Below are 6,856 nucleotides of genomic sequence, written 5' to 3' on the forward strand. Positions count from 1 at the left end.
ACTTCAGTCGCGACGAGGGAAGCCGCGGGACTGATGATCGGTCGCGTCGGGGCTGAAGCCCCTCCCACAGTGCACCCGGCCGACCTTCCGCAAGCCGCTGTGGGAGCCACTTCAGTCGCGACGAGGGAAGCCGCGGGACTGATGATCGGTCGCGTCGGGGCTGAAGCCCCTCCCACAGTGCACCCAGCCGGCCTTCCGCAAGCTCCTGTGGGAGCGACTTCAGTCGCGACGAGTGGAGCCGCCGGTCGAATGACGCCGGGACCAGGTCGCGGCTGAAGCCGCTCCTACAGGGAGTTGCGATCGGCCGGCCGGGTGCACTGTAGGAGCGGCTTCAGCCGCGACGGGCGCAGCGGCGAGGCTTCAGGCGACGGAGACGGTCGGGGCTGAAACTCGAAGGCGGTCGCAAGACTTCCCGCAGTGCACGACAGCCGCGGCCAGCCAGGGCCACGCGCGCCTCGCTAGTCGGCCGCTTCCGGCGCGGCAAGACCCTTGCTGTAGATGCCCGAGCGGTCGAAGCAGCAGGCGCGGCGCTTGCCGGAGGCGAGCATGTCGCAGGCGGTGGCGATGCGCTTGGTCCGCGTCTCGGCCTTCTTGCCCGAGGTGATCCAGAAGATCCAGTCGCGCCGCGCCACCGCGGTGAGGTCGTCCCACTGCGCATGCGCCGCCGGATGGGCGGCCAGGGCCTGGCGCAGGTCCGGCGGCACCGCCGGTTCCGGTTCCACCGCCACCGGCGCGATCTCCAGCGCGACCGTGTCGCCCGCGGCGATCCCGGCCGCTTGTTGCAGGGCCTCGTCCACCTTGAGCCAGTGGCTGCCCTGCCCGTCGGGCGCCAGTGTGGCCTGGAACGGATGGCCGGCGAGCGTGCCGTCCACGGTCACCATGCCGCGCGCCGGCAGTTTCGCGCTCGCCTGCGCCGGCAGCAGCAGGAATGCCCAGGGCGCACCCGGCGGCGTCGCCGGCTGCAGCAGCTTCGTCTCAAAGCGGATCGTGGCGGTGACGGTGACCTTGCTCATGCCATGACGATAGCACCGGCGGACTCGGTGGTTGGCCGCATGGCGTCGAGGCCTCGGGCAGCCCGGTCAGCCCGGTCAGCCCGCCAAGGACACGACCACGGTGCACCGGCCAGGCGGCCTCGGCCTACCTGGAAGCGGGACGGGCGCGGCCTGGCCACGCCCGCCCGGCGCCCCGTCAGTTGCGAGCCGCTCGCGCCAGCTTGCGCTCGTGCATCGCGCGCTCGTCGTCCAGCCAGTTCGCGCCCTTGTTGGTCAGGAAGAACATGTAGACCACCAGCGACACCGCGATCACCGCCGTGGCGTACCAGACGAAGGTGGTCACGTGGCCGGTCTTCAACGAGGCCTGGTACAGCAGCGGTGCGGTGCCGCCGAAGGCCGAGTTCGCCAGCGCATAGCCCAGGCCCACGCCCAGCGCGCGGATATGGGTGGGGAACAGCTCAGCCTTCACCACTGCGTTGATCGAGGTGTAGCCGGTCAGGATCACGAAGCCGCCGGTCAGGATCGCGAACGCGGCCAGCCAGTCGGTCTGCTTGGGCAGCTCCAGCACCAGGAACCAGGTGTAGAGCACGCCGCCGATGCCGAAGAACACCAGCAGGGTCTTGCGCCCGACGATGTCCGACAGCCAGCCGCCGACCGGCTGCATCAGCATCAGCACGGTCAGCGCGACCAGGTTGATGATGGTGCCGGCCATCACGTCGTTGCCGGCGAACGCGGTCTGGATCATCTTCGGCCCGGTCACCGAATAGGTGTAAAAGGCGATGGTGCCGCCCGCGGTGACCAGGAAGCACAGCAGCAGCGGCCGCCACTGGCGCACGAACAGCTCATGCAGCGAGCCGGCCGAGCGGGCGCCGCCTTTCTTGGCCTCGGCGATGGCGTCGGAACCCAGCGACTCGTCCATCGTGCGGCGCAGCCAGAACACCACCAGCGCGCCGATGCCGCCCAGGCCGAAGGCCAGGCGCCAGCCCCACTCGGACACCCAGCCCTTGTCGAAGAAATGCAGCATCACCAGCAACGTGGCCTGCGCCAGCACGTGGCCGCCCACCAGGGTGACGTAGTGGAACGAGGACAGGAAGCCGCGCCGGCCCGGGATCGCCGCCTCTGACATGTAGGTGGCGCTGGTGCCGTACTCGCCGCCGGTGGCGAAACCCTGCAGCAGCCGCGCCAGCAGCAGCACGATCGGCGCGGCGATGCCGATCGTCGCCACGGTCGGGGTGACCGCGATGACGAACGAGCACAGCGCCATCAGCGACACCGAGATGGTCAGCGCCAGCCGGCGGCCGTAGCGGTCGGCGAAGCGGCCGAAGTACCAGGCGCCGATCGGCCGCATCAGGAAGGTCATGGCGAAGATCGCCCACACGAACATCGTCGCGTTCTTGTCCTCCTTGGAGAAGAACTGCGATTCGAAATAGGTGGCGAAGACCGAATAGACGTAGACGTCGTACCACTCGACCAGGTTGCCGGCCGAGCCCTTGAGCGTGTTGGACACCGAGCGGCGAAGGCTGCCGGGAGCGGCGCCGGAACCGGAACCGGAGACGACCGTGGGCGTTGGGGATGCGCTCATGCGGTGGGACCTGCAGGGTGGACAAGCCTGGGAGTATAGGCAGCGTTCGTATGGGTCATGTCGCGGCGGCCGGCACGCCGCGGCGGAATCGCGTGCGGTGACCTGCGCTGCAGCGATGCGCTCCGCACAGCAGTGTCCCGCCCGTGCGGCACAGCGGTTGGCGCTCCGGCCACCAGCGCAGGCACATCCCGCGTGCCGCGATCGCTTGCAACGCGGGCACAGCCGACGTTCCACGTCGGGCAGTTCGCGGGGCGCTACGACTCCAGACTTGGCTCCCAACTCCCGGCCGGCGCCGCGAACACGGCCAGCCCGCGGAGCGCGAACAAGGCACTCCCTGAACAGGTAAAGCAGCATCCGAGGCCGCTGACAACCGTCCGGACGGCACCGCGCCTGCGAGGGGCTGGGACAGACAGCCAATTCAGGCAGCTGACCGCACTCAGAATCGCGCCATTTCACTTCGTTCATGTGACGAATATCATATTTTCCTCTCCTTTTCGCGACGGAGTCGGCATATGGATAGTGACGTGGCCGCATTTACGGACAAATCGGGATTCCGGCTCACCGGGCCGCTGACGGCGCTTCCCAGGCGGCCGCTCGGCCTCAAGCGCAAGCTCAGGCGCACCGCCCACGTCTTCGTCACCCGGCTGCCGTGGCGCTGGCAGGAGCGCCTCTACTTCCTCGATACCTTCGGCCGCTGGCCGAACCTGCACGCGCCGGTCTGCTTCAACGAGAAGGTGCTGTACCGCAAGTCGGTGTATGGCGACCACGAAACCTATCGACGGCTGACCGACAAGATCGCCGTGCGCGACTACGTCGCCGCCCGCATCGGCGACCGCTACCTGATCCCGCTGCTGTTCAGCACCACCGATCCCACCTCGCTGCTGACCTTCCCGCGCTGGGTGCACACCGTCATCAAGCCCAACCATGGCGCGGGCATGGTGGAGATACTGCTCGACGAGCCGGACGACCGCCGCAAACAGGCCCTGCTCGACAGCTGCTCGCGCTGGCTGCAGACCGACTACTCCAAGGTGGTGCGCGAGATCCATTACCGCGGCATCCCGCCGTGCATCCTGGTGGAGCAGTACATCGGCGACGGCACCCAGGCGCCGGTGGACTACAAGTTCCACATGTTCAAGCAGCCCGACGGCAGCTTCCAGTACGTCCTGCAGGTGATCTACAACCGCTCGCAGCCGCCGCTGGCGATGACCTTCTTCGTCAACAACCTGCACGAACCGCACCACCGCATCCGCGACGCGGGGCAGGCGCCGCCGTGCGGACAGGCGCTGCTGCAGGAGGCGCTGGAACTCAGCAAGACCCTCGCCGTCGACTTCGATTACGTGCGCGTGGACTGGTACATCCAGGAGGGCCGGATCTATTTCGGCGAACTCACCTTCACCCCGGGTGCGGGACTGGTGACCGGATTGGATCGTGGGCTGGACCGGATCATGGGCGACATGTGGGTGCAGCCGCGCGCGCCGGAGAAACCGACGTTCTCCGCGCTCTGGCGCAAACCGGTCATGGCCATCGGCCCGAACCAGTAGCGCGAAGGCCGACACGTCCGTTGCGATCGCGCGACGTCGGCCCATCGGCCTGCGCAAGGCGTGAAAAGCGCATGGCGACAAGCCAAGAACCGGCGTCGACAGAGCCGATGCCAGCGGCGATTTGATCTAATGCCGTCGCAAGCATCGACAGGACACCCGCGTGACCTCTTTCGACCCCGCGCCCCGCCCCTTCCGCATCGCCGTGCCGACCGAGCAGATCGAGGACCTGCAGCGCCGGCTACGCACAGCGCGCTGGCCGATGCCGCTGGACGATACGGCGTGGGAGGACGGCACCAGCCTGGCCTTCCTGCGGCGGCTGGCCGAGCATTGGCAGCATCGTTTCTCGTGGCCGGAACAGGAAGCGCGGCTGAACCGGATGGCGCACTTCAGAACCGAGATCGACGGCTACGACCTGCACTTCGTTCACCAGCGCGCCCAAGGCCCGGCGCCGTTGCCGCTGCTGCTGACGCATGGCTGGCCGGGGTCGTTCGCCGAGTTCGAGCGGATCCTGCCGATGCTGACCGATCCCGAGCGGCATGGCGCTGCGGCCGAGGACGCGTTTGACGTGGTGGTGCCGTCGCTGCCGGGATTCGGCTTCTCCGCGGCGCCGCCACGGGCGGGAACCAGTTCGCGCACCGTCGCCCAGTTGTGGCGAACGCTGATGCAGCGGCTGGGCTATGCGCGCTTCGGCATACAGGGCGGCGACATCGGCGCCGGTGTCTGCACCTGGCTGGGCTATCTACATCCGCAGGACGTGGTCGGCCTGCATCTCAACTACATCCCCGGCAGCTACCGCCCGCCGCTCACCGCAGAAGACGACCCGCTGGCGCCCGAGGAGCAGGCACACCTCGACCGCGCGGCGGCGTTTTCCGCGGCCGAGGGCGCCTATGCCGCGCTGCAGGCCACCAAGCCGCAAACCCTGGCGTTCGCGCTGACCGACTCGCCGATCGGCCTTGCCGGCTGGATCGCCGAGAAGTTCCGCAGCTGGAGCGACTGCAACGGCGACCTGGAACGCGTGGTGCCGCTGGATACGCTGCTCACCGACATCTCGCTGTACTGGTTCGGCAACGCCATCGATGCGTCGCTGCGCATGTACAAGGAAAACCGCCTGGCGCCGCTGCACTTCGCGCACGGCGAGCGGGTGCTGCCGCCGCTCGGCTTCGCACGGTTTCCCAAGGAGCTGCCCACGCCGCCGCGCCGCTACGTGGAGCGCGTGTTTCGGGTGCAACGCTGGACGCAGATGTTCGCCGGCGGCCACTTCGCCGCTCTGGAACGCCCCGCTGAACTGGCCGAGGACATTCGTGCGTTCTTCCGTCCCTTGCGCGGGCGCTGAGGCCTGGTCGTGTGGCGATGCGGTCGAAGCAGACGCGCCACCGTCGCCGTCCTGGCAGCCGATCGAGATCCCGCCGCGAGGCCAACCTGCGGTTCCAAGGCCAAACGCATCCGGGCCAGTCATTTGGCAGTGGAGATCGGCCATCAAGCCGGTCGATGGCGCCGCGCCGTGCGCACCTCGGCGCGGCCCGGCCGGACGATGGCGTTCCGCCAGCACTAACAGCGCCTAAGCGTGCTGCGGCCCGACAAATGAACGGAGCCTCGCACGCGTTACGATGGCGCCCCCACCGGCCGCACCCTGCAGACCCCCCATGAAGGCCCGCACTCCCGACGCAGCCGCGGCGGCATGAGCAACGCGTCGCATCGCGCGGACCCCCGGACCAAATCCTGGGGCGAACGCCTGGAGCCCTGGATTGCCGCGCTCGTCAGCGCCGTGCTGCACCTGCTGATGCTGCTGCTGTTGCTGCTGGCCGACCCGCCCACCATGACCACCCCGCAAGGCGCCGCCAGCGGCGGCCGGACCAAGGTGGATTTCATCGGCGCCACGCGCCAGCCGGTGCATCCGGCCAAGACGCCGCCCTCGCCCACCCCCGCGCAGAAGCCAGTGGCGGCCAAGAAACGGCGCGCTACCTCGCCGGTGCAGTCCACGCTGGTCGCACAGTCCGACCACCCCGTGCCGCCGCCCGATCCAGCCGCCACGGCCAGCACGCCGGCACCGCCTGCGCCCACGCCCGCCGAGCAGCCGGCGCCGCCGCAACCGGACCCCGCCGCGCAGCAGCAGGCCCAGGCCGCCGCCAGCGCACCCGAACCGACCCAGCGCCGCGAGACCTGGACCGGGCGACCGCCAGGCGCGATCGACCAGGACCTCGGCCCCAACGAAGCCGGGCTGGTCCGCGACGGCGGCGGCCGCGGCGGCCGTCGTGGCGACCCCAGCGACGCCGGCCCCAGCATGGAACTGGGCGGCTACCTGGTCTATTACGACCTGCGCAGCGAAACCCTGCTGCGCGCCTGGATGGACCAGGGCATGAAGGAATTCTTCATCCTGCTGCCCGGCACCCAGTACCGCATGGCCTGCCCGCTGGAGATCGCGATGAAGCGCGGTTCCGGCAAATGCCGCGCACTGCCCCCGGATTCCCCAGAACTGAAAGCCATTGGCGACGCCCGCGAGGTCATCACCATGCTGCAGGTCTACAAGCAGGGCGAACTGGTGTGGCGCGGCCCGGGGCCGTACAAATAATTGGCCAACTCCTCCCCGTGAGAGGAATTGGGAAAGGGTCTGGCGCGACCAGCCAAAGCCCCTCTCCCCTCGGGAGAGGGGTTGGGGTGAGGGTACGGCGCGAAAGCGTCTCGCGGAGTTGGCTGCACGAGGCTCCGCCCGCACCCTCATCCGCCCCTGCGGGGCACCTTCT

General features: G+C 69.0%; 5 protein-coding genes. 3 read left to right on the forward strand and 2 right to left on the reverse strand.

Features of this window, described 5'->3' with window-relative positions:
• Positions 1-458: 458 nt before the first annotated feature.
• Positions 459-1,013 carry a YdeI/OmpD-associated family protein gene (locus VDQ83_RS18515; protein WP_455436003.1) on the reverse strand — a complete coding sequence of 185 codons (555 nt, stop codon included), beginning with the start codon at positions 1,011-1,013 and terminating at the stop codon, positions 459-461.
• A 175-nt stretch (positions 1,014-1,188) separates the two neighbouring features.
• Complete coding sequence (locus tag VDQ83_RS18520) at positions 1,189-2,574, reverse strand: MFS transporter (protein WP_455436004.1); 1,386 nt, start codon at positions 2,572-2,574, stop codon at positions 1,189-1,191.
• Between the two features lie 569 nt (positions 2,575-3,143).
• Here VDQ83_RS18520 and VDQ83_RS18525 point away from each other — a divergent pair.
• From VDQ83_RS18525 to VDQ83_RS18535, 3 genes are all read left to right on the forward strand, one after another.
• Entirely contained in the window at positions 3,144-4,115 is a 972-nt protein-coding gene (locus VDQ83_RS18525) for an ATP-grasp fold amidoligase family protein (RefSeq protein ID WP_455436007.1), read from the forward strand.
• Between the two features lie 160 nt (positions 4,116-4,275).
• Complete coding sequence (locus VDQ83_RS18530) at positions 4,276-5,448, forward strand: epoxide hydrolase family protein (protein WP_455436005.1); 1,173 nt, start codon at positions 4,276-4,278, stop codon at positions 5,446-5,448.
• A gap of 345 nt (positions 5,449-5,793) precedes the next feature.
• Positions 5,794-6,684, forward strand: a complete 891-nt coding sequence (locus VDQ83_RS18535) for a type II toxin-antitoxin system RelE/ParE family toxin (protein WP_455436006.1) — start codon at positions 5,794-5,796, stop codon at positions 6,682-6,684.
• Positions 6,685-6,856 lie beyond the last annotated feature (172 nt).

The sequence above is a fragment of the Xanthomonas sp. WHRI 7945 genome (assembly GCF_035026585.1).